Source organism: Bacillus oleivorans, from assembly GCF_900207585.1.
GTDB lineage: Bacteria > Bacillota > Bacilli > Bacillales > JC228 > Bacillus_BF > Bacillus_BF oleivorans.
In genome coordinates, this window is sequence record NZ_OAOP01000002.1 from 120,022 (window position 1) to 140,707 (window position 20,686).

A 20,686-nucleotide genomic window follows, 5' to 3' on the forward strand; every position below is an offset into this window, starting at 1 on the left:
ACGTATTAAGATTATCCAAGGTTCAATTTCAAATCCTTTTTTTGCTAAAACTATAAATAAATTACAGGGGATGTAGTTTATAGGAGGTTATTATTATGCGAAACGTAAAATGGCCAAAGATCTCTCTGCTTGCCATTCCTACTTTGTTTCTTTGGCTTAAAACGTATATCGCCTATAAAACTAGCTTTTCAATTCCAATCGATAATGTGACCCAAGAAATCATTCTTTTTATAAATCCGCTAAGTTTCTTGCTCATCGTGTTTGGATTAAGCATGTTTTTGAAAGAAAAGAATCAGGGCAGATTTATTTTTATAACATATTCTCTATTATCAGTCATTCTGTATGCCAACGTTGTTTACTACCGAGAATTCCATGATTTTATTACGCTCCCGCTTTTATTCCAAACTGACAACCTCGGTGATCTGGGAGGCAGTATCGTAACACTAATTCATCCGCTTGATTTTCTATATTTTGTGGATGTTGTCATTCTCGCTCTGATTATGTGGTATAAGCCCAATTTTATTACACGGCCATTTTACTCAAAAAGAGTCAGAAGAGCTTACTTTTTAGTGGCATTTGCTATCGCCTTCTTTAATCTGGGATTGGCAGAGGCTGAAAGGCCGCAATTGCTAACAAGAACATTCGACCGTGAAATATTAGTTAAAAATATTGGAACCTATAATTATCACTTATATGACATTTTTCTTCAGTCTAAGACTTCAGCTCAAAGAGCGTTAGCTGATGGCAGTGAGCTTGCTGATATTGAAAACTATGTAAGAGCCAATTACAAAGAGCCGAATCCGGAATTATTTGGTGCAGCAAAAGGCAAAAATGTGATTGTGATTTCTATGGAGTCTACGCAAAGCTTTGTCATGGGGGAAAAGATTAATGGCGAAGAAGTTACTCCATTTTTAAACGATTTTATTAAGGATAGCTTTTATTTTGAAAACTTTTATAGTCAGGTAGGCCAAGGTAAAACATCTGACTCTGAATTTCTGGTAGATAATTCATTATATCCATTAAGCCGAGGAGCTGTTTTCTTTACCCACTCCGGAAATGAATATGAAGCAATGCCAGAAATTTTAAACGAAAATGGATATTTTACTGCTTCCCTTCATGCGAATAATAGCAGCTTTTGGAATCGTGATGTTATGTACCAGTCTCTTGGGTATAAAAGGTTTTATGATGTAGAAGATTACGAGGTTCCTGAAGATGAAACTACAGAATGGGGATTATTAGACATTCCATTTTTTGAACAATCCATTGATCATCTAAAAGATATGCCACAGCCTTTTTATGCAAAATTTATTACTCTGACCAACCATTATCCATTTGAAATTGCGGAAGAATATAAATGGATTGACGAGTATGACTCAAACAGCGGAACATTAAATCGTTACTTCCCAACGGTCCGCTATACAGATGAAGCGATTAAGCAGTTTATTGAACAATTAAAAGCTGAGGGAATTTACGAAGATTCCATTATCATTATTTACGGGGATCACTATGGTATTTCACAGAACCACAATAAGGCAATGAGCCAGCTTTTGGGAGAAGAAATAACTCCATATGTTCATACTCAGCTTCAACGTGTTCCGTTAATCATCCATATCCCAGGAATGGAAGGGAAAACTATGGAGACAGTTGGCGGTCAAATTGATTTAAAACCAACTTTACTGCACTTGCTCGGAATTTCAACGAAAGGAAATATTGACTTTGGTTCTGACCTATTTGCGCTTGACCGTCTTGACTATGCACTGCAACGGGATGGCAGCTTCGTTACTAAAGATTATCTGTATGCTGAAAATGTGTGCTACAGTAAGAATACCGAAGAGCCAGTTGATATATCCAAGTGTCAGCCTTATATTGACATGACAGCAAAGGAATTAGATTACTCTGATAAGATTATTTATGGCGACCTGCTCCGGTTCTATGGCGAAAACGCCTCAAAAGAACAAACAGATAAAAGATCAAACGAACAGTAATAAATAAAAGGGTTCCTTTCAGGGAATCCCTTTTTCTATTTCCAATAAATTATCATGTTTCCCCTCCAATAGTACGTGCATTTTTTTAGTCGGTGTTCATACACCTAAATATGTAGGTGTATAGTAGGGGGGAAATTAATGAGAATAACGATACGTCCAGGAGATACGCTGTGGTACTATAGTCAATTATTCGGCATCCCGCTTCCACTTCTTCTTGATTCCAATCCTAGCTTAAATCCCAATGTAATTACAGCAGGCAGCGAAGTTCAAATTCCTGGATTTATCTCAGTAGGCTACACGATAAAATCTGGGGATAGCTTTTGGAAACTGGCTAACGAACGTTCAATTTCCATAGATGCGATTCTTTTACTGAACCCTGCTGTAAACCCAAATCAATTACAGCCAGGACAAACGATCGGGCTTCCTGAAAGGGTTACTTCTAGAATAATAGAAGGAAAAGTAAACTATAATTCTAGTCGGTTTCAGGAGGATCTTTTAGCGTTAGCAGAAATCTATCCGTTTATTAAAACCGAACAGATCGGCGAGAGTGTAATGGGGAAACCCTTAACTGAACTCAGAATAGGCAGAGGAGACAGAGTGATTCATTTTAATGCTTCTTTTCATGCCAATGAATGGATTACGACACCGGTTCTCATGACTTTTATTAACGATTATGCCTTAGCCTTGACGAATGGAGAAGCGATTAGAGGAGTCCAAACGTTGCCGCTATACAATTTTAATACGCTATCTGCAGTCCCTCTGGTGAATCCGGATGGAGTTGATTTAGTTTTGAACGGACCGCCTCAATCAGTAAGAGATGAGGTAATCGAGCTGAACAATGGAAGTATGAACTTTGACGGCTGGAAAGCTAATATAAGAGGTGTTGATTTAAATAATCAATACCCGGCCAATTGGGAAATTGAGCAGGCGAGAAAGCCTCAAGTACCTGGTCCGCGTGATTTCCCTGGTGAGGCTCCGCTTACAGAGCCCGAAGCGATTGCAATGGCTGAATTAACTGGGAGCAGGCAGTTTGATCAAGTGTATGCCCTTCACACACAAGGTGAAGAATTTTATTGGGGCTATTTAGGATATGAACCGCCTGTCTCTGCAGAATTAGCCGAGGTTTTTGAAAGAGTAAGCGGATATCAGTCGATAAGATATATCGACAGTCACGCAGGTTTCCGGGACTGGTTTATTTATATTTACCGTCGGCCAGGATTTACTTTTGAATTGGGGAGTGGGGTTAATCCGCTTCCAATTACTCAATTTGATAAAATCTATCAGGATATGCTTGGGGTTTTCTTAGTCGCCTTATATAGAAGATAGGAATGGCAAAGGTGTTCTCTCAGCAAGAGGGCACCTTTAGTAAATTCGATTATTTTCTTTCTTGATTAAACAAAGTATTTGGAGGCGGTTAGTAAATTAGTCCAACATTAAGAATTAACAGGTCGAACTCTTTTTATATTACGAATGTCCTAATTTAGTAATTAAAGTAAAGAAATTGTTACAATCTGAAACATTTCTTCTTTTCAATCGTCTATATACTTAGGGAGTTATGTGTGCGGTTATTTGTATATAAAAGGGGGGGACACCATTTGCAAAAAGCTATTGGGTTGATATTAGGATTATTTTTGTTTTTAACGGCATGTGAAGATTCAAGCCGTGTAAAACCAAGTTCAGAAACTCCACCGCCATCTGAAAGCGAAACTGCTCAAGAATCTGCTGATAAAATGGTGGTTACTCCATTATCGGTCGCGGACAGTGACCAAATTCAGTTTGTTGATTGGATCTCTAATGAAGAAGTAATCTATATCGAGCACAAAAATCAAGAATCAACTATTTTTAAATATCATCTTTCTTTTGGAGAAAAAACACCATTGTTTGTGACAGCGGGATTTGTTCAGCTCGTTGAGGTTAGTCCGGAACGGGACCAATTACTGATTCAATATTCATCAAATGAAAATGAAGCAGCATTAACCATTCTTCATGTAAACGGGAAAGTAACGTCGACAGTTACCATTCCTTCAGTTGAAATTAATACAAACTGGAATCAGATCAATCAATCGAAAATATTGGTTACAGCCTTTTCAGAAGACTGGAGCTATAAGAGTTATATTTGGGACACAGGAAACTCTCAGCTAGAGTCAATTGAACTGAATCATCCTTTTGCTGGGTGGGGAAGTGAAAGTACTCTTCATTACATAGACTGGGACGAAAATCAGCCTAGTCTGCTCGCCCCTTTAAGACAAATAGATTTTTCTGGAGAAATAACGACGTTAGCAGAAGATGTGTATTTTTCTAAGTCCTTTGGAAAATGGTTTTTTACTCTCTCTCCTTCTCAACAGTCAGACGATAAGGCCACGTATCATTTCTACCGTTCTGATGGAAAAGATCTTGATCAAATCGAAGTCTTTCATCTTAATAGCTACTCTGAATGGCTTATTCCATATTATGATGTTGCCAGTGAAAAAAATGAACTTTTTTTCTTTGAGCCAGTTGAAGGCGGGGCTGCAGATTTATATAACAAAGGGTTTTTATTGTCTTCCTACCATGTAGACAGCGGTGATAGACAGACCTTAATGGAAGGACTTGAGAATTTACCGATTGAGTGTTCGCCAAATGGAAGCTATTGTATGTATGGATATCAATTAGAGAACATTTTATTAGTCGAAGAGCAAAAAATTGTACCGCTGGTCAAAGAAGAAGAAAACTAAAAAGCAGATGCATTTTAAGCATCTGCTTTTTAGTGTACAGCGGGGTAACCGCTATTAAGAATTGTCATAATTGTAAACCAGCCAATTACGAGAAAAGTACCTAGTCCAAACACAATTCCTAAAATATTTTTGTTTTTAAATGATGTAAAAGTTCCAATCGCACCTAGAATAGTCACGAGAGCAAAAATAATAACTAAGCCCATTCTATTAGCTCCTTTCGATCAGGCAAAAGTTAGATATGTATATAATACCCTTATCATTCCCTCATTATTTTATAAGTTTTTTTACTATTTGTCGATACTAATCCTGACTTTTTTAACGAATCGACAAAAGTAGTTCCATGCTGGAAACCATCTGCTGTTTTCTCAGAAGGCTTAAATCATCCCAGCCTAATAGGATTTCTTTTTTTGTTATAATAATTTATAAATATGCTTAGTAAGGGATGATTAACTGATGAAATGGAAGAGAACACCAGTAGGACCTGTTGCAGCCAATTGTTATTTAGTATGGAATGAGAGCAAAAACTGCCTGATTATTGATCCGGGTGGTGAAGATGAAAAAATAAGGGCTGCCATAAAAAAATTAAACCTGTCACCTCGGGCGATATTATTAACGCACTGTCATTTTGATCATATCGCGGCTCTCGAGGAGATTCGCCAATCTTATTCAATCCCGGTATATGTACATGAAAATGAAGCGAAGTGGCTGTTGGATCCTGCATTAAACGGGTCGCAGTTATTTAATTTGGGAACAGTTCGCTGTAAGCCCGCAGACCGCTTTTTTACAACTGAAGGAACCCTTGATGTAGAAGGTTTTCAGTTTACCTTATTTGAGACTCCTGGTCATTCGCCAGGAAGTGTTTCTTTTTACTTTGAGGATGATTGCTTTGTTATTTCAGGCGATGCCTTATTTTACGGAAGTATCGGCAGAACTGATTTGCCAGGGGGAAATCATAAAGAACTTATAAAAAGTATAAAAGAAAAATTATTAACCTTGCCTGATGATACCATTGTCCTTCCTGGTCATGATCAAGAAACGACGATTAATCAGGAGAAGGAACATAATCCGTTTTTAAAATAGTTCTATTTTCGTACATCAGCAGGAATTTACATAATAAATGGCTAATCATCTATATATGGATACCCTAAATAATTTAATCATAAATAAAATTAGAAAAGAGAAAACACACTCTATTCCGCTGGATCATTTTATCAATCTTGCGCTTTACTACCCTGAATTAGGTTATTACAAAAAAAACAGAGAAAAAATCGGGAAGAATGGAGATTTTTATACTTCCCCTTTTGTTTCGGATGTATTTGCGGAAATTATTTTCGATTATTGTTTACACAATCTAGATATATGGGACAGGTTCGATTTTTGCGAAATCGGTGCAGGAACCGGGAAATTTTTAAGCGGATGGTTTACCTATGCAACAAAAAGATTAAAAAATCGCTTAAATAAAGTCTGTTATTATGCGATTGAATCAAGTCCGTATCATCGGGAATTATTAAAAAAATACCCTTTTCAGATTCAGGTATTGGAAGAGCTCGACTCACTTTCCCCGATAAATGGTGTTATTTTTGCAAATGAATGGCTGGATGCGCTGCCTGCAAAAGTTATAACAAAATACGAGGGAACTATCTGTGAAGCAGTTGTGGCTGAAAATAGAGGAGAGCTTTATCAAAGATATGAACCTATAAAGGATGAAAAACTTTTGTCTTTTATTGAAAAATATCAGTTAGATCCAAAAGAAGGATTCAAGATCGAACTTCCGCTTAAACTTGAGTCGATTTTCCCGATCCTGTCTCAGAAACTTGGGTCGGGCAAAATAATCCTGATTGATTATATGTATCCGATTAAGGAATGGAATACGCCTGCATTAATGGATGGGAGTTTAAGGGGATTTAAAAATCATCAGCTTATGAAAAATGTTCTTGAAACTCCTGGTGATATGGATATCACTTATCATCTGCCAATTGAGTTAATTATCGCGGTTGCAAAGGAAAATGGGTTTATACTGACAGAATCGGCGAGGCAAGATGAATTCTTACTAAAAAATGGGATTTTGGAGAAGCTGGAAAACCACACCATTTCAGATCCATTCCATCCGGTGGCGAAAAGGAATCGGGCGGTCCAGTCTTTAATTTCACCGGGAGGAATGAGTCCGTATTTTCATGTATTAATTTTTGAAAAATAAAAAGAGCTTCTTTTCAGGATGGAAAAGGAGCTCTTTTTTGTACAGCTTATGGATATGCTTATGTTTCTTAGTGCCCGGCCCCAGGAGTCATCATAAATGTTGTGTAGTAAGTAAAACCTGCGAAGAACACCGTTAGATATGCACCAAAAATGTAAATGTACATTCTCTCTGAGAGCTTTAAATAACCTAAGAAAACGAAAAAGGCCGTTTGACCGAAGAAAAGTAAAGAGATTTCGACCATATCTCCTAAGAAAAACATAATTGCAAAAATTCCAGTCCAGAAGCCAAGTACTCTGTACATTCGATCCATATGTATCCCTCCTTCGTGCCCACTATGCTACTACAACATTATATATAAAAGTGATGAGCAATGTAAATATTTCCTCAAGGAAAGTTTGTGTCAGTTTCATAACAATTATTCTTGGCAGCACCATTAATTTCAGAAAACGCTGTCATGTTAATGGTTTTTAGTGGTTTTAACAATAAGCAAAAAAATTTTAAAATTCTAAAGGAATTTTTCATGTGAGTACCGAAAATGTAAGTGCCGGAGAAAAACAGAGAAAGGAAGTTGATCCAATTGCTATGATAGAGCAACAGGTCCGGAATTTAATTAAAAAAGCACTTTCCCTCCATGCAAGTGATATTCACATTGTCCCTAAAGAAAAGACCTCTAAAATATTCTTCCGCCTGCAGCATATTTTACGCTTTATTCAAGACCTTCCCCATGAAGACTCAAGCCGGCTGATTGCCCATTTTAAGTTTATGGCCGGATTAGACATTGGTGAAAAAAGAAAGCCACAAAGCGGTGCATATACAACCGTATTGGATGACCTAAAAGTTTCTCTCAGGCTTTCTACCCTTCCCACATCATTTTCTGAAAGCTTAAGTATTCGGATTCTTCCTCAGGAAACTGCCATTCCGATTGAGCAAGTAGCTCTCTTCCCTTCAACCACAAAAAAATTAATTTCCCTTTTAAAGCATGCCCATGGTCTTATTTTATTCACTGGACCCACTGGGAGCGGTAAATCAACAACTCTATATACTCTTCTCAAACATTCTTCTAAGTGGCTGAAACGGAATATTATTTCGCTCGAGGATCCTATTGAAAAAACCTCATCTGATTTTCTGCAGGTTCAGGTAAATGAAAAGGCAGGCGTATCTTATGCAAGCGGATTAAAGGCGATATTACGCCATGACCCGGATGTCATTGTGGTTGGGGAAATAAGAGACGAAGAGACAGCAAAAGTTGCAGTCCGTGCTGCTTTAACTGGGCATTTAGTTTTGACAACCATGCATACAAGAAATGCTAAAGGGGCTGTAACACGTCTTTTGGAATTAGGGGTGAAAGATTATGAAGTTGAACAAGCGCTTATAGCTGTTACTGCCCAGAGGCTAATTCAAGTAAAATGCCCATACTGCGGCCGAGATTGCTCAATACATTGTCCATTTTATAAAAGAAAAAGGGCTTGTATTTTTGAGTTACTGGCTGGGAAGGAATTGCAAAAAATTCTAAGAGAAGTAAAAAACCATAGGAATGTCCATTACAGGACTTTAAAAGAGGAGTTAAAAAAAGGGATGGCATTAGGTTTTATAGATCAAGAAGAATTTGAACGGTGGTCTTTCTCAGTTGAATAAGAAGTGGAGCGTAAAGGAACAAATCCATTTTTTTAAAAGGCTAGGGGAACTATTGCAGGCAGGCTATCATATTCAAGAAGCACTCCTATTTTTAAAAATGACAGATTTCCTATCAAAGAAAACCGATTGGGGCGAAGCAATTTCGGAATTAAAAAGTGGTAAACACCTCTTTTCGATTCTTAGGGATTGGAGGTTTGAATCTGACCTCGTCATTTTTGTTATGATTGCTGAAAAGCACGGGAATATTGGCGAGGCACTAATAAAGGGAAGTCAGTTTCTTGAACAATTAAATAGCCATAAAGAAAAAATTAAGAAGATGATGGTGTATCCTTTTGTGTTATTGGTGATTTCTGCAGGTTTATTTATCATAACTTGTATCTGGCTTTTACCTCAGTTTGAATCAATGTTCAGTCAATCCTCTGTTAAATCTCCCTGGACCTTAAAATTTTTACTGTTTTTTAAAAATGATCTTCCTGATCTCTCTCTATGGTTACTCCTGATCTCACTTTTGAATGTTATATGCTATGCGTTAATAACCCAATGGGTTTCTGCGACGAAAAGACATCTATTTTGGTCAGTTATCCCTATTGTTGGCCCAATTGTGAAACTCTATCATTCCTGCTTCTTCTCCTATCAATGGAGTATTTTGCTGCAAAAAGGCTTATCTTATCTTGAATGTGTTGCCTTTATGAAGGAATGGGAGGATAAACCTTTCTATCAGGAAATGTCAATCAGAATGAAACAATCACTTTCTAAAGGTGAATCTTTATCTGACACAGTTAGGGAGGAGCGAATTTTTTTAAAGGAATTGCCGCACTTAATCGAACATGGACAAAAAAATGGAAGAATGGAAAGAGAGTTTCTGTCATTTTCGCTTATTTGTTCTGAAACTCTGGAGAAAAAAATGCTCACCTTCAGCAAATTAATCCAGCCAATTTGTTTTTTGTGTATTGGTGTTGTTGTGGTTTTACTCTATGTTTCAGTCATGTTTCCAGTGATACAAATGCTGGAAGGAATTAAATAGGAGGATTTCTATGAGGAATGAAAAAGGTTTTACTTTAATCGAAATGATGATTGTTTTATTAATTATTTCGATTTTGCTCGTGATTACTGTTCCAAATGTAGCTAAACATCAGGAAACAATTAAAGGTAAAGGCTGTGAGGCTTTTATACGTCTTGTCGAAGGACAGATTCAAGCCTTTATGCTGGATAAAGATGAGAAACCAGCCAGTTATGATGATTTAGCATCTGATGGGTATTTGCCTGAGCAAGTGCCATCATGTGAAGATGAAGTAAGCGAGTTATTTAGCGACAGTGGAGAAGCAAATGGCAGCTCATAGGAAGAAATGGGATGCACAGGGCTTTACTCTAACAGAGATTCTAATCGTCTTATCTATCTTCCTCATTTGTACGAGCATCTTTATCTTTTCTGTACAACCCCTTGACCGGCATTTCAAAGAATCTCAATTTATCACACAATTAGAAAAGGATCTGCATTTGGCAAAAGTATATGCGATGTCTCATTTTCAGACAGTTAGAATTCAATTTGTGCCAGAGGAAAACCGGTATATGATTTTAACCGGAATCAATAACTATTTAGTTCAAAGAAAATATAATGATGAAATTAAGGTTATCAATTCTACCTTAAGACAGTTTTACTATTTGCCAAATGGCAATGTAAGTAAGTTTGGAACATTTTATATTTTAATAGGTGAGAAACGCTATAAGTTTGTTATTTATGTAGGCAAAGGGAGAACCGAAATTGAAGCAATTTAATGAAGATGGGTTTACATTAGTCGAAGCATTATTTGCTTTCATTCTGATTCTGCTTTGTATGTTTCTCATGACTTCACTCTTTTTAGTTTATAACCAAAGAGCCCAGTTCAAGGAGGATATCGGCACACTTTATTCCTTAAAACAGGCGATTATGGAAATGGAATCACTCGAAGATAGGGAATATCAGTTCAGCAATTTTTATGGAAAGTTTGAGGTTACGATTTTAAATGGGGAGGTTTGTATCAATAAGCAAAGTGAACAGAAAAAAGAGGATACAAAATGTCTTAAACTTATCGAGAAATAGTAAGGGTTTTACTTTAATTGAGACTCTTATTTCTTTTTCGATCCTGCTTCTTATATCCAGTATGACGCTCGTTATCCTTTATTTGATTGCAAGCGTAGATCTGAGGAGTCAGTCCTTTGAAGAATATGAATTTTTTATTTTTTTCGAAGAAATTCAACGTGAACTGTACGATGCGGAAACTGTGAGTATTACAGATGCTTCCCTTCATATTATGACTCCTGAGAGAACCGTTACTTATTCTCAATACCATGAAATCGTACGAAGGAGGGTGAACGGATTGGGACATGAATTAGTGCTACAGCATATCTCTGATTTCGAAGTGCAGATTGTGAATAATCGGTTGCGGTGCAGAGTTACTTTCTTAAATGGTGAGACCATTTCCAAGGATTGGTTTACCATTCATCGGTTGGAGTTTGTTTCATGAATGAAAATGGAGCGATCTATCCTTATACAGCCCTTTTTGCAGTCTTTTTTCTGGGCGTTTGCACATCTTTTTTAAATATGTATGTGACTGAGGTTGCACTCTTTCAGGAAATGCAGCAAATTGAAACCTTGCAAAGCCTAGTTGGGATGACCGTCCATTATATCGAGGAAAGTCCAGTTCAGTCCGAGCGGAAAACCTATCACTATAATGAGGGAATCGTCCATGTGAATGTGCTAGCAGGAAAAGAAGAAAAAACGCTCTTCCAGCTTCAATGCATAACAAAAAAGGGTGCGACCTATACATGGGAGTTATGGTATGATAGGACAAACCATACTTGGAATCGTTATTAAAAGGGCAGAGGATTATGTTGGAAAAACCTATTTATCTTACTGGCTTTATGGGATCAGGAAAATCCACTTTATCGCAGTTATTAGGTAAAGAACTTGCTGTACCCGTGTTTGACACTGATCAGTTAGCTGAAACACTCGAACAGACAAAAATCAAAGACATTTTTGCCAGCAAGGGTGAAGAACATTTTCGGGTATTAGAAACGAAAGTACTTCAATCTATTCGTCAGCATGCCGTTGTTTCAACTGGCGGGGGAATTGTCATAAAAGAAGAAAATCGGAAATGGATGCTGAAAAATGGAATCGTTGTTTTTCTAGACTGTGATTTTGAGACATTATGGGCTCGGATTAAGGGTGATTCTACAAGGCCATTAGCAAAAAGCAAAGAAAACGTTACTAAACTTTATCTTGAACGCAAGCCATTGTATCAGCAATGCCATATTCAAATGAATACAACTGATTTGACGGTCCAGCAAACACTTACGGTATTACTTAATGAATTAAAAAACTTCTAAATGGACAGACTGTTGGTAATAGGTGGTGTACCGATATGTCTATGAATGATTACGTAAAGTTTATCACTCAAACCGTTGTTCAGCATTATGCACAGCCAAAAGATGAAAGAAAGCAACAAAAACAGCTAAAAAAGGAATATAAGCAGCCTTTTTTGACGAAATGGTTTGGGTTAATCCCTTTTGCTTTCTTTTCCATCTTTAAAAAAAGAGGATGAGCCGGTCGATTCAGCCGGATTCATCCTCTTTTCCTCATTGAACTTGCTGTGAGTAACGTTCGGTTAAGTAATATAATCCTCCATTGATTACCTCAACCTCTACAATCGGTTCATATTGTTCTTGAATCGCTTGCTTTTCTTTGTAATATGTTTCAGGATATTCATCTAGTCCCTCGTAAAAATGATCTAACAGGGCCTGATCTTTTTTCCAGCGTTTTCGTGCTTCCTTTGCCCACGTATCATCTTGCTCATTGATATATTGTTCAATAAACTGCTGAATTCTCATCAAACCGCTCTTTGGCTTAATAAGAGGGGATAAGGTATACGACAAGTCAGGAATTTTAGTAGATAATTCGATGGTTTCGAGACTTGAGTGGAAGTTCTTCACCATTCTTCCCGTAATCAGATGTAATCCGATTGAATGAAACTCATCCCTTTTTAAATCGCATTGATAAGATACCTTCATATTGAGGCCAATCCAAGGATGAAGGGGGATATGCTGCCCAGTAGCCGCCATTTCAGCCTGAAATAATCGGACAAAACTAGAAAGCTTTTTTGTTACCTGAAAAATTTGATGAAGACGGGGAGAACCAAAGTGGATTTTTTCCCCCTTTAAATCTTCTGGGGCCAGCTGTTGATCGGTTATGAAGCTAACCTTCATAGGATTTGGAATTCCGCCTGTTTTTTCGAGATAATGCCAATAAAAAGGACGATTCATCAGTTCTTTATCCATATCAATCGTTAATTGGATGGTAAGATGACCAGGTCCATCTTCGACTAAATCACATTGATTCAGAAGGAAGAAATTCTTTAAATATTGTTTAATTTCCAGTTGCTGCATGCTGTGTTCCACTCCTCTTCATCGATTCAGCAAATTCAACCATAGATTGAAGATTTTCCAGTTTGATTTTCATTTCGCCTTCCGTTGCTGAATGACCAAATATATCCTCTAAGTGGTCTTCAATTTTGCCAAATTCCATCCTTGTCAGGATATCGTCTAGTTCACCAACAATCCGTTCAAACAGTTGAATTTTCTCATACAATAATTTAAGGATATGCTCCTCAACCGTATTCTTCGTAGCAAAGTTATAAATTTTAACATCATGTTCCTGACCAAGTCTGTGAATTCTTCCGATTCTTTGCTCAAGTCTCATTGGATTCCATGGCAAATCAAAATTTATAATATGGTGGCAAAATTGAAGGTTAATACCCTCACCGCCCGCTTCTGTTGCGATAAGAACATCCGCATGGTTTTTAAACAGCTCTTTCATCCAATCCTTTTTGCCGCGTTTGAATCCGCCTCTAAATGGGACAGACTTAATCCCATGCTGTTTTAAAAACCACTGCAGATAAAGCTGAGTTGCACGGTATTCCGTAAAGATAATCACTTTATCATTGATCTCTTTAATTAATTTTAATGCCTGTTCGGCTTTAGAGTTGGTTTGGATCGCCTGAATTTTTTCAATGAGCAGCTGTACTCTTGTCTGCAGGGCTTCACTAGGTTCTTCTTGCTTCTTTAATAGATTCGTTAATGTATAATATACCGCTTCTCGGCTTGAACAGGCTTCTCTTTGCAGGGTGACGACAGAAAAGGCGCTGCCTGCCGTCAATGTATCGTCTGTTCTAAGCTTAGTAACGGCTTCATATAAATCTCTTTCTTCTTTTGTTAAGATGATCGGAACGGTTTCAACGTGGCGTTTGGTCCATTCAATTCCAGTATCATTGCGCCGGTTGCGAATCATCACCTTATTCACTAACTCTTTTAGGTGCTCGTCCCCTTGAAGTGAGCGTGCATCCTGATTATAATTTTCCATAAAATCTGCCAAACTCCCGAGATGGCCAGGTTTCAGCAGCGACACTAAATTAAAAATTTCTTCAATTTTATTTTGAATCGGTGTAGCGGTTAATAATAAACAAAACTTCTTTTTTAATTGTTGTACAAATTCATAGTTTTTCGTTTTATGATTTTTTAATTTATGAGCCTCATCAATAATGATCATGTCATATTGTAAATCTAATATCGTTTCTCTGTGTGGAGAGCGTTTTGCTGTATCAATAGAGGATATCATAACGTCTACCTGATCCCATGCATAGCTTTTTCTGTGGATGATAGCAGGAATAAAGAATTTATTATTCAGTTCCTGAGCCCATTGCGATACGAGTGAAGCGGGAACTAAAATCAGCACCTTTTTGACCAAACCGCGAATCATATATTCCTTTAAAATTAAACCTGCTTCAATTGTTTTTCCTAAACCTACCTCGTCTGCCAGGATAGCTTTTCCGTTCATTTCCTCAACTACTTGCCTGGCTACTTCAAGCTGATGCGGAAGGGGAGTGAGGTTTGGCAAAAACCTAGGTGCCTGAAGACCTTCGAAGCTCGGGATCGAATTATGATGTTCCGCTTCTAGAGCAAGTTTTAACATATCCCAGCTTCCCCAAGGGCCATCATCCTCTAATTTTTTTAAAAATTCCTCTTGCCACTCTTGATTGCAAACGAGCTTCCAATCCATAAACACTGTTCCTCCTCAAAAATGATTGCTTCCGATGCCTTTAGATGGTAGGATTGTAATAGCTTCAGAAAGTTCTTTGAATCTTAAATGTCTTTTTGAGTACAACATTTATTAGTATGTCCAAAAAGGCAATTTTTAATAGTAGCGAATGACAGCAAGGGGAGAGACTGCAGGTAGTCCTTGTACTCGATTGTGGCGCCGAAGGAGCAAGCGGTGTAAAACCGTGAATCTCTCAGGCAAAAAGACTCTTGCTCGACGCAGCTCTGGAGAGAGTCTAAAAGGGCTGATTCCATCTAAAGTTTTCTGATTTTTGGAACAGCCGCTTCCTTAGACCACCAAAGGGGAAAGCCACAAGTAAGAAAAAACTTGCGGTAAACTTTCAGGTTCCAGGACAGAGCCCTCTCATTTACGGATGAGGTGGCTCTTTTTTTCTTGCAAAAAATATTCAGGGAATGACCAAAGTCGCATTAAACTTGCCTTTGGTCAAATTGAAATATACGTATTCTTTGCAAAACAAAAGAGCCAATTCGATTCAGGAGCTTTAATCCTTTTATATTGAAAAATTAGGTTAAGATGGGAGGAACTAGAGTGACGTTAAAGCGCACACCCCTGTTTGAGTCGTACGGTGGAGCCAAGACTATTGATTTTGGCGGATGGGAACTTCCTGTCCAATTCTCTAGTATAAAGGAAGAGCATGAGGCAGTTCGAACAAAAGCCGGTTTATTTGATGTATCCCATATGGGAGAAATTACAGTAAAAGGTCCTGATAGTCTATCATTCTTACAAAAGCTTCTCACAAATGATATTTCAAAGCTTCAGCCAAATGGAGCACAATATAACCTTATGTGCTACGAAAATGGTGGAACGGTCGATGATCTTTTAGTTTATATGATCGCAGAAAATGATTATTTGCTGGTTGTCAACGCCTCAAATATTGAAAAGGATTTTGACTGGATTAACTCGCAAAAAACGGGAAATGTTGAAATCGAAAATATCTCAAACCAAATAGCTCAGCTGGCTCTTCAAGGTCCAAAAAGCCAGGATATTCTTCAAACACTAGTGAAAGATATTGATTTAACAGAGATTAAATTCTTTAAATTTAAAAAGGATGTTCTGGTTGCGGGTGTTTCTGCGTTTGTATCCCGAACAGGCTATACGGGTGAAGACGGATTTGAAATCTACTGCAATGCAGACGATGCTGCTCATCTTTGGAGTCAAATCCTAGAGGCAGGAAAGCCGTTTGGACTGCTGCCTTGCGGATTAGGAGCAAGGGATACCCTTCGATTCGAAGCGAACCTTCCACTCTATGGACAAGAACTAACAAAAGATATTACACCAATTGAGGCAGGACTCGGGTTTGCCGTGAAGGTCCAAAAGGAAATGGACTTTAATGGGAAAGAAGTACTAAAAAAACAAAAAGAAGAGGGACCTGTCCGTAAACTAGCAGGAATCGAAATGATCGAACGGGGAATTCCACGCCATGGATATCCTGTCTGGAACGGTCATGATGAGATGATAGGAGAAGTAACTACTGGAACTCAGCTGCCAACTTCAAAGAGAAATGTTGGAGTTGCTCTCGTTAATTTCGAAAATCTACAGTTAGATGAAGAACTATTTATTGAAATTCGCGGAAAAAAAGTAAAAGCAAAAGTTGTCCCATTACCATTTTATAAAAGACCTAAGAATTAAAAGGGGTGCTTAAAACAATGAAACATCGCTATTTACCGATGACGGAACAAGACCAAAAGGATATGTTAGCGGCAATTGGTGTCGATTCTGTTGAGGAGTTATTCGAAGACATTCCTGAAAAGGTTCGGTTTAATCGTGAATACAATATTAAAAAAGCAACGAAAGAGCCAGTATTAACGAAAGAACTTTCTCAATTAGCCAATAAAAATGCAAATTTAAAGGAATATGCATCGTTTCTCGGTGCCGGTGTATATGACCACTATATTCCTTCTATCGTTGATCACGTTATTTCTCGTTCAGAATTTTATACAGCCTACACCCCATACCAGCCTGAGATCTCTCAAGGTGAACTTCAAGCTATCTTTGAATTTCAAACGATGATTTGTGAATTAACCGGTATGGATGTTGCTAACTCATCTATGTATGATGGCGGAACCGCATTAGCGGAAGCAGCTATGTTAAGTGCCGGACATACACGCAGAAAGAAAGTACTGGTTTCAAGAGCTGTCCATCCTGAATCAAAAGAGGTTCTCAGCACTTATGCAAAGGGCCAATATCTTGAGGTGGAAGAGATTCCAGTCAAGGATGGAATAACTGATATAGAAGCTTTAAAAGGCATGGTGAATGAAGAAGTAGCTGCTGTTATCGTACAGTATCCAAACTTCTTCGGAAGAATTGAAGCGCTTCAAGAAATAGCTGATGTAACCCATGAACACAAGGCATTATTTGTTGTCTCAAGTAATCCTTTAGCACTTGGGGCTCTCACTCCTCCAGGAAAATTTGACGCTGACATTGTAGTTGGCGATGTTCAACCGTTTGGCATTCCAAGTAACTTTGGCGGCCCGCACTGCGGTTACTTTGCAGTTACCAATAAATTAATGAGAAAAGTACCTGGCCGATTAGTAGGACAAACCGTTGATGAAGACGGTAAAAGAGGGTTTGTTCTTACGCTTCAGGCTCGCGAACAGCATATCCGCCGTGACAAAGCGACCTCAAATATTTGTTCCAACCAGGCACTTAATGCGCTGGCATCTTCTGTCGCAATGACAGCCCTTGGCAAGAAAGGCGTCAAAGAGATGGCATGGGCTAATATTCAAAAAGCTCACTACGCCAAACAGCAGCTTAAGGCTAATGGTGTAAACGTTATTTGGAACGGACCAAGCTTTAATGAATTTGTTGTTGAATTACCAATCCCGGTAAAAGAAGCAAATCAAAAGCTTCTAGAAAAAGGGATCATTGGCGGCTATGACTTAGGCAGAGATTATAGTGAAACAGATCGCTGCATGCTAGTTGCCGTCACCGAAAATCGCACAAAAGAGGAAATTGATGCATTTGCTAAAGAACTGGGGGTAATTCATCATGGCTAATCAAGAGTTGAAATTAATTTTTGAACAATCAAAGCCCGGTCGAATCGGTTATAGTTTACCTGAGTTAGATGTACCCGCAGTCAAGGTAGAAGATCTGATCCCTGAAAGCTATATCCGTAAAGATGAGCCCAATCTTCCTGAAGTTGCTGAACTTGATATTATGAGACATTATACTGCTCTTTCCAAACGGAATCATGGCGTAGATTCAGGTTTCTATCCGCTTGGATCTTGTACGATGAAATATAATCCGAAAGTGAATGAAGATGTCGCACGATACGCCGGTTTTGCTCACATACACCCGCTTCAGGATGAAGAAATGGTTCAAGGTGCAATGGAACTTATGTATGACCTTCAGGAGCATTTGAAGGAAATCACGGGTATGGACGAGGTAACGCTTCAGCCTGCTGCAGGTGCACACGGTGAGTGGACTGGGCTAATGATGATCCGTGCCTTCCATGAGGCTAATGGCGATGCGAAACGTACCAAAGTAATTGTTCCGGATTCTGCACACGGAACAAACCCAGCTTCAGCTACTGTGGCAGGACTAGAAACGATAACAGTAAAATCAAATGAAGAAGGTCTTGTGGATCTAGATGACTTAAGAAGAGTGGTCGGGGATGATACAGCAGCACTTATGCTGACAAATCCGAATACACTTGGACTCTTTGAGAAAAATATTTTGGAAATGGCGGAAATTGTTCATAGTGCCGGCGGAAAGCTTTACTATGATGGTGCAAACCTGAATGCTGTTTTATCAAAAGCACGCCCTGGGGATATGGGATTTGACGTCGTTCACTTAAACTTGCACAAAACCTTTACAGGACCGCATGGCGGTGGCGGACCTGGTTCTGGACCAGTTGGAGTAAAAGCTGATCTTATTCCATTTTTACCAAAACCAATACTCGTGAAAAAAGATGAACAATATGTATTTGATTACGATCGCCCACAATCCATCGGCCGCGTAAAACCGTTCTACGGCAACTTTGGTATAAATGTACGCGCCTATACGTACATTCGGACAATGGGTCCTGACGGATTAAAAGCCGTTACGGAAAATGCGGTTATAAATGCTAACTACATGATGAGAAGATTAGCCCCATATTTTGACCTGCCATACGACAAACACTGTAAGCATGAGTTTGTATTAAGCGGTAAGCGTCAGAAGAAACTGGGTGTACGTACACTTGATATTGCCAAAAGGTTGCTGGATTTCGGATATCATCCGCCTACCATCTACTTCCCGCTAAATGTAGAAGAGTGTATGATGTTTGAACCGACCGAAACAGAGTCTAAAGAAACACTAGATGCTTTTATTGATGTAATGATTCAAATTGCAAAAGAAGCAGAAGAAACGCCAGAGGTGGTTCAAGAAGCGCCTCATACAACGGTTATTAAACGACTTGACGAAACATTAGCTGCCAGAAAGCCAGTATTGCGTTACACAGTGGAGTAGTTTAAAAAGCACACCTTGTTCCTTTTGGAAAAGGTGTGCTCTTTTCATTGTTAGGAAAATATAAAATTCCCTGCTTGTGAAAATTGTTCTATAATTTGTACGTATATTTTGTTACAGGGTAAAAAATGGGTAACAATAGACAAAAATTTGGAGTGATAAATAAATCTTAAAGAATCGAATCATTAAGGATACCCTCTAAATTACTTTGTTTCCCGACCGATTATTTTGATGGCCGCCCAAATATTGTGGTGGCCGCCCAATTATCGAGATTGCCGCCCAAATATTGTTGGGGTCGCCCAATTATAAAATTTCCTGCCCAATTAAACGGGAGAAGTGCCCAAATACTAGGGGTGAGCGCCCAATAAACTGCGGAACTCGCCCAAATAAGTCACGGACCCGCCCAATAATTGTGATTCACGCCCATTACTTAATGATCAAGCCGAAATTTTCAGGCTTCAGGCTAAGAGGTACCGCTCTAAAATCTAAATTTTTGCTCAAAACCCTGGTTTCCTGCTCCAATCTCCCTGATCTCCGCTCCTAAAAGCAGGAAATCCGCTCCTTTACTCCGGGCTCGTGCTCCAAAAAACGAAAAAGACGCTCCAAAACCCTGATTTGTGCTCAAAAATGTAAATTTCCGCTTCAACCTTATTACTTTCGCTCCAAAAATCCTCTCCATCCAGGGTCCCGAAACACAAAAAAGAGTCCAGCCTTCCATGAGCTGAACTCTTTGTACATTACATTTTATTTTTTATCAACCATTGTATTTCTTGTTTTTATCGATTTCTTTTACTAATCTTATGGTCCATAACACACTTGATTATAATCTGGAAGAATATCAAACGGAGCAGGTGATAATTTTCCAAAGTAAAATGAACTGGCTTTCCCTGAAGCGGGATTGATCCACCATGGATCATAGGCACTGCAAAGCTTATATACGGCTTCCCCATAACAGGAAGGAGAAGTTGGAATCGGCCAGTATCCGCAACCTTTGCCATGTGGTTCAAAAGAACCGTTATATCCGCAAATAGCTCCATTCCATCCAGTCGAAGTAAGTTTAATCGCTTTTGTCATATGATTTAATTCTTTTAAGTACTCACCAAGAATTTGAAAGGATAGTTTTACAGCCCCATTTGCACTCCATATATTTGGCCCTTTTCCAATTAAATCAGTTAATTTGTATACAGTACCATGATGGCAGTTAAACGCATCTATATGGTCTTGCTGTATTTGGACAATCCCATAAGAAGTTTGCTGGCGGTTAACGGCACTAGAGTCACCATTGCTTTCAACAGATGCAATCGCTAAAAAGACAACAGGATTTATTCCATAGTATTCCCCAGCTTCATTGGCTTGATTGAGCCACCTCTGTATTCTTTCGCTTGTTACGTTATACACAACACGATATCCATATTGTTCACAATCACAAGGTCCGCAGGATTGTAAACTTGCCATATTTACAGCTCCTAACCACATTTTTAAGATCAGTCACACATAAACCTATCTACTATAAAGTATTTCTATAAAGATAAATTGATAAGTTCATAAACCTATGATC

At 38.5% G+C, this 20,686-nt stretch carries 22 protein-coding genes and 1 riboswitch; of the genes, 17 read left to right on the forward strand and 5 right to left on the reverse strand.

The features are described from left to right. Positions 1-95 precede the first annotated feature (95 nt). The 3 genes from CRO56_RS04065 (at position 96) to CRO56_RS04075 (ending at position 4,699) form a co-directional block, all read left to right on the forward strand. A complete protein-coding gene (locus CRO56_RS04065; protein WP_097157340.1) occupies positions 96-1,985 on the forward strand; it encodes an LTA synthase family protein in 1,890 nt (629 codons plus the stop codon). Between the two features lie 138 nt (positions 1,986-2,123). Then, positions 2,124-3,311 (forward strand): M14 family metallopeptidase, encoded by a 1,188-nt coding sequence (locus CRO56_RS04070; protein WP_097157341.1) that lies wholly within the window; start codon positions 2,124-2,126, stop codon positions 3,309-3,311. Positions 3,312-3,580: 269 nt separating this feature from the next. After that, entirely contained in the window at positions 3,581-4,699 is a 1,119-nt protein-coding gene (locus tag CRO56_RS04075; protein WP_097157342.1) for a YqgU-like beta propeller domain-containing protein, read from the forward strand. Between the two features lie 29 nt (positions 4,700-4,728). Here the strand turns inward: CRO56_RS04075 and CRO56_RS04080 are convergent, their stop codons facing one another. Further along, complete coding sequence (locus tag CRO56_RS04080; protein ID WP_097157343.1) at positions 4,729-4,902, reverse strand: DUF2759 domain-containing protein; 174 nt, start codon at positions 4,900-4,902, stop codon at positions 4,729-4,731. 250 nt (positions 4,903-5,152) lie between these two features. Here CRO56_RS04080 and CRO56_RS04085 point away from each other — a divergent pair, with 250 nt between their 5' ends. Together CRO56_RS04085 and CRO56_RS04090 are read left to right on the forward strand one after the other, a co-directional pair. Continuing rightward, complete coding sequence (locus tag CRO56_RS04085; RefSeq protein WP_097157344.1) at positions 5,153-5,779, forward strand: MBL fold metallo-hydrolase; 627 nt, start codon at positions 5,153-5,155, stop codon at positions 5,777-5,779. Positions 5,780-5,816: 37 nt separating this feature from the next. Further along, positions 5,817-6,896: an SAM-dependent methyltransferase gene (locus tag CRO56_RS04090; protein ID WP_097157345.1), complete on the forward strand. Its 1,080-nt coding sequence runs from the start codon at positions 5,817-5,819 to the stop codon at positions 6,894-6,896. Between the two features lie 67 nt (positions 6,897-6,963). On the opposite strand, the gene CRO56_RS04095 is transcribed toward CRO56_RS04090, so the two are convergent. Next, entirely contained in the window at positions 6,964-7,206 is a 243-nt protein-coding gene (locus CRO56_RS04095; protein ID WP_097157346.1) for a DUF2626 domain-containing protein, read from the reverse strand. A gap of 212 nt (positions 7,207-7,418) precedes the next feature. On the opposite strand from CRO56_RS04095, the gene comGA reads away from it, so the two are divergent. From comGA to CRO56_RS04140, 9 genes are read left to right on the forward strand one after another with little or no spacing between them, the layout of a single operon-like run. Next, entirely contained in the window at positions 7,419-8,531 is a 1,113-nt protein-coding gene (gene comGA / locus CRO56_RS04100; RefSeq protein ID WP_342745869.1) for a competence type IV pilus ATPase ComGA, read from the forward strand. Further along, positions 8,524-9,555, forward strand: coding sequence for a competence type IV pilus assembly protein ComGB (gene comGB / locus CRO56_RS04105; RefSeq protein WP_142305187.1), 1,032 nt, complete (start codon positions 8,524-8,526; stop codon positions 9,553-9,555). The genes comGA and comGB overlap by 8 nt, the downstream gene beginning before the upstream one ends. A gap of 10 nt (positions 9,556-9,565) precedes the next feature. Then, complete coding sequence (comGC, locus tag CRO56_RS04110; protein ID WP_097157348.1) at positions 9,566-9,871, forward strand: competence type IV pilus major pilin ComGC; 306 nt, start codon at positions 9,566-9,568, stop codon at positions 9,869-9,871. After that, entirely contained in the window at positions 9,858-10,307 is a 450-nt protein-coding gene (gene comGD / locus CRO56_RS04115) for a competence type IV pilus minor pilin ComGD (protein WP_097157349.1), read from the forward strand. Before comGC ends, comGD begins: the two co-directional genes overlap by 14 nt. Further along, the gene (locus tag CRO56_RS04120; RefSeq protein ID WP_097157350.1) at positions 10,294-10,611 is read left to right on the forward strand and encodes a type II secretion system protein; all 318 of its coding nucleotides are present in this window, start codon (positions 10,294-10,296) and stop codon (positions 10,609-10,611) included. The genes comGD and CRO56_RS04120 overlap by 14 nt, the downstream gene beginning before the upstream one ends. Beyond that, positions 10,535-11,035, forward strand: a complete 501-nt coding sequence (gene comGF, locus CRO56_RS23580) for a competence type IV pilus minor pilin ComGF (protein WP_097157351.1) — start codon at positions 10,535-10,537, stop codon at positions 11,033-11,035. The genes CRO56_RS04120 and comGF overlap by 77 nt, the downstream gene beginning before the upstream one ends. Then, entirely contained in the window at positions 11,032-11,385 is a 354-nt protein-coding gene (gene comGG / locus CRO56_RS04130; RefSeq protein ID WP_097157352.1) for a competence type IV pilus minor pilin ComGG, read from the forward strand. Before comGF ends, comGG begins: the two co-directional genes overlap by 4 nt. A 14-nt stretch (positions 11,386-11,399) precedes the next feature. Further along, positions 11,400-11,897, forward strand: a complete 498-nt coding sequence (locus CRO56_RS04135; protein ID WP_097157353.1) for a shikimate kinase — start codon at positions 11,400-11,402, stop codon at positions 11,895-11,897. 35 nt (positions 11,898-11,932) lie between these two features. Beyond that, positions 11,933-12,112, forward strand: coding sequence for a YqzE family protein (locus CRO56_RS04140; RefSeq protein ID WP_097157354.1), 180 nt, complete (start codon positions 11,933-11,935; stop codon positions 12,110-12,112). A 34-nt stretch (positions 12,113-12,146) separates the two neighbouring features. Here the strand turns inward: CRO56_RS04140 and CRO56_RS04145 are convergent, their stop codons facing one another. Continuing rightward, entirely contained in the window at positions 12,147-12,953 is an 807-nt protein-coding gene (locus CRO56_RS04145) for a YqhG family protein (protein ID WP_097157355.1), read from the reverse strand. Continuing rightward, entirely contained in the window at positions 12,934-14,622 is a 1,689-nt protein-coding gene (locus CRO56_RS04150; protein WP_097157356.1) for a DEAD/DEAH box helicase, read from the reverse strand. Before CRO56_RS04150 ends, CRO56_RS04145 begins: the two co-directional genes overlap by 20 nt. A gap of 148 nt (positions 14,623-14,770) precedes the next feature. Then, positions 14,771-14,880: riboswitch (glycine riboswitch) on the forward strand. A 330-nt stretch (positions 14,881-15,210) separates the two neighbouring features. Between CRO56_RS04150 and gcvT the strand changes: the two genes are divergently transcribed. The 3 genes from gcvT to gcvPB are packed head-to-tail and all read left to right on the forward strand — an operon-like array spanning position 15,211 to position 19,131. Then, a complete protein-coding gene (gene gcvT, locus CRO56_RS04155) occupies positions 15,211-16,311 on the forward strand; it encodes a glycine cleavage system aminomethyltransferase GcvT (RefSeq protein WP_245855573.1) in 1,101 nt (366 codons plus the stop codon). Positions 16,312-16,328: 17 nt separating this feature from the next. Then, a complete protein-coding gene (gcvPA, locus tag CRO56_RS04160) occupies positions 16,329-17,678 on the forward strand; it encodes an aminomethyl-transferring glycine dehydrogenase subunit GcvPA (RefSeq protein WP_097157358.1) in 1,350 nt (449 codons plus the stop codon). Next, positions 17,671-19,131 (forward strand): aminomethyl-transferring glycine dehydrogenase subunit GcvPB, encoded by a 1,461-nt coding sequence (gene gcvPB / locus CRO56_RS04165; protein ID WP_097157359.1) that lies wholly within the window; start codon positions 17,671-17,673, stop codon positions 19,129-19,131. Before gcvPA ends, gcvPB begins: the two co-directional genes overlap by 8 nt. Before the next feature lie 795 nt (positions 19,132-19,926). On the opposite strand, the gene CRO56_RS04175 is transcribed toward gcvPB, so the two are convergent. Further along, positions 19,927-20,583 (reverse strand): transglycosylase SLT domain-containing protein, encoded by a 657-nt coding sequence (locus tag CRO56_RS04175; protein WP_179714165.1) that lies wholly within the window; start codon positions 20,581-20,583, stop codon positions 19,927-19,929. Between the last annotated feature and the right edge of the window lie 103 nt (positions 20,584-20,686).